Raw genomic sequence first — 2,647 nt, forward strand, 5'->3', positions numbered from 1 at the left:
TGACTTTCTCCGTATCCAATTGCGCTTTTAATTCTACCTGTAGCAATCCCTCGTGAGTATAAGTAATCTCTGGTAGATTTTGCTCTTCGATCTGATAATGCTCTGTTGTAAGCGTCATTTCCTCGTGAATCGGTATGCGATTCTATTTCAATCACCATCTCTGGGTGGTTGTTCATCACTGTTACAATATGTTCTAACTCATACGCTGCATCTGGTCTAATGTTCGACTTATCAAAATCAAAGTAAATCGGATTCAGTACAATCTGGTCGTCTACAATTAAACTGTTTAAGTATAAATCTTGTTCTGTTTCTGGAGTGTTTAATGCCACCGTTTCTTTTACGCTTCGATAATCTGGTTTCTCTCCTGTAATAACAATTTCAGCTACACAATCAACCGCATCAAAACGGTAACTTCCGTCTGCACCTGTAGTAAGCATCTGCGATTGTTCGCCATTGGCATCAATAAGTCGTACCGTAGCACCCGAAAGCGGTTCTTTGGTACGCTCGTCATATACAATTCCGAAAAGTGCTTTGGTACATTTTTCAAAATCAAATCGGTAGATATCATCATCACCCACACCACCTTCTCGGTTGGAAGATACAAATCCGACACCATCCTTTACCACAAATCCAAAATCATCACGGTTACTGTTTACTCTACTTCCAAGGTTTTCCACAGCATCGTAACGATCACCTAGTGGTGTAGCCACAAACACATCTAAAAGTCCGTAACCTGGATGTCCGTTTGATGCAAAAAACAAATTATTTTCAGCATCCAAATACGGGAACATCTCACTTCCTTCGGTATTGATATGATCACCTAAGTTTTCTACCGTTTGTTCCGACACATTACCGTTTACAATACTTACGCGGTACAAATCACTCTCACCTAAACTCCCTGGCATATCCGATACAAAATACAATTTCGTCTCATCGGCATTCAGCGCAGGGTGTCCAACAGAGTACGCATCGTTGTTAATGGGGAGCTCCTTAATGTCTGTCCATTTCCCTTCTTCAAGGGTGGCTTTGTAGAGTTTTAAATGCGTGGTTTTGTCTTTGTCTTTTCCGAGTTTGCGTCCGTCGTAATTATCACGCGTAAAATACATGGTCTTCCCATCTTTGGTAATGCAAAGTGTAGCCTCGTGGTATTTGGTATTTACTTCATTTAAAATATTTTCAGAAAGTAAATTGGCCGTAGCCCCTTTGTCTGATACTTTAGATGCAAATACATCTAAAAACGGTTGGTCGTTCCACTGATAAGTTTTTCCTCCTGAACTGTTATGAGCCGAATACCAATACAAAGTATCGTTTTGAATAAATCCTGAAAAATCGGAATATTCACTGTTGAAATCTACGAGTCCTAAGTTCTTTGCATTTGGAATTTTAGCTTGATTTACCTCGTTGATACCACTGATAAATCGTTGCGCACGCTTGTCGTTTTTAACCGCTTCGAAAAACTTCTCAAACCATACTTTGGCCTGTTCATCTTTACCGTTGGATTGTAAACTCTGCGCATATTTAAACGTGTAAATAGCTTCTACATCGTTGGGATACTTTGCTAGTAAAGCCGCAAATATAGGTTCACTCTTTTGAGTGTTTCGAATGTTATAATAACTATCGCCCAAGCGTTGCAGGCTCACCTTAGAAGAATCGCCCTCTGCAACAATCTCTTCATACATCGAAGCCGATTTGGTGTAGGCATACTCCTCAAAGTAACGATTGGCTACCGAAGAACTCTGCCCCCAAGTGGTGGCACTTACAAGTATCAGTAATAAAATATATAGTCTGCTCATAATTAAAAGAATCTAGGTGATTTAATTCTACGGTTATTAAAGATATCAAAACGAAGCATCACCTCGTGGGTGCCGCTGTTGTAATTGTTTAGTTCACTCGTGGTATAATCATACGCATAACCCGCAAAAATACCTGGTGTTACTTGGAATCCTAACAGTCCACTTACCGAATCATCCCAACGATATCCAAGTCCTAAAGTAAGTCGCTCTTGAATTAAAAAGTTCGCCGAAACATCTACCGATAGTGGCGCACCACTTACCGCCTTGGCAAGTACTGCAGGTTTAAATTTCAACGACTCGTTAATATCAAATACATACCCCCCGATTAAGAAAAAGTGCATACGCTCGGCAGCCACACTCCCTTGCACTTGATCGTAATGATCGGTGGTTAAAAAGTTAGGTACTGAAAATCCTACATACCACTTTTCGGTGTGGTAGTAAATTCCTGCTCCAATCGTTGGAAGCACCTCTGAATTGATGTTCTCTAGTCCTGGATCGGTTGGATCTTCTGAGTTTCCTAAAGAGAAATCGACATTTAAAAATCGGATTCCCGCCTTTAGTCCAAACGATAACTTTTGGTCTACTCCTGTATGTACAGTATATGAAAAGTTTCCGTCGATATAGGTTTCTTTGGAAGGTCCTAATTGATCTTGAATAATCGAAAGTCCTCCTCCGACATTCTTCCCAAGTGGGGTATCGATTCCTAAAGTAAAAGTCTCTGGAGCTCCGTCTATCCCAACCCATTGGTTGCGGTACAGCGCTGCGATACTGAACATCTCACGACTCCCAGCATACCCAGGATTCACCCCCATTGTATTGTACATATACTGCGTGTATTGAGGGTCTTGTTGCGC

2 protein-coding genes are annotated in these 2,647 nt (G+C 41.0%); both read right to left on the reverse strand.

What is annotated here, in order from left to right:
• The coding region (locus tag JMA43_RS13880; RefSeq protein WP_342157310.1) for an OmpA family protein at nt 1-1,793 on the reverse strand (1,793 nt) is incomplete at its 3' end.
• A gap of 2 nt (nt 1,794-1,795) precedes the next feature.
• Nucleotides 1,796-2,647, reverse strand: an 852-nt coding sequence (locus JMA43_RS13885; RefSeq protein WP_342157311.1) for a PorP/SprF family type IX secretion system membrane protein, incomplete at its 5' end; no start/stop codon positions are given.

It is taken from the genome of Joostella sp. CR20 (assembly GCF_038433465.1).
Lineage (GTDB): Bacteria > Bacteroidota > Bacteroidia > Flavobacteriales > Flavobacteriaceae > Galbibacter.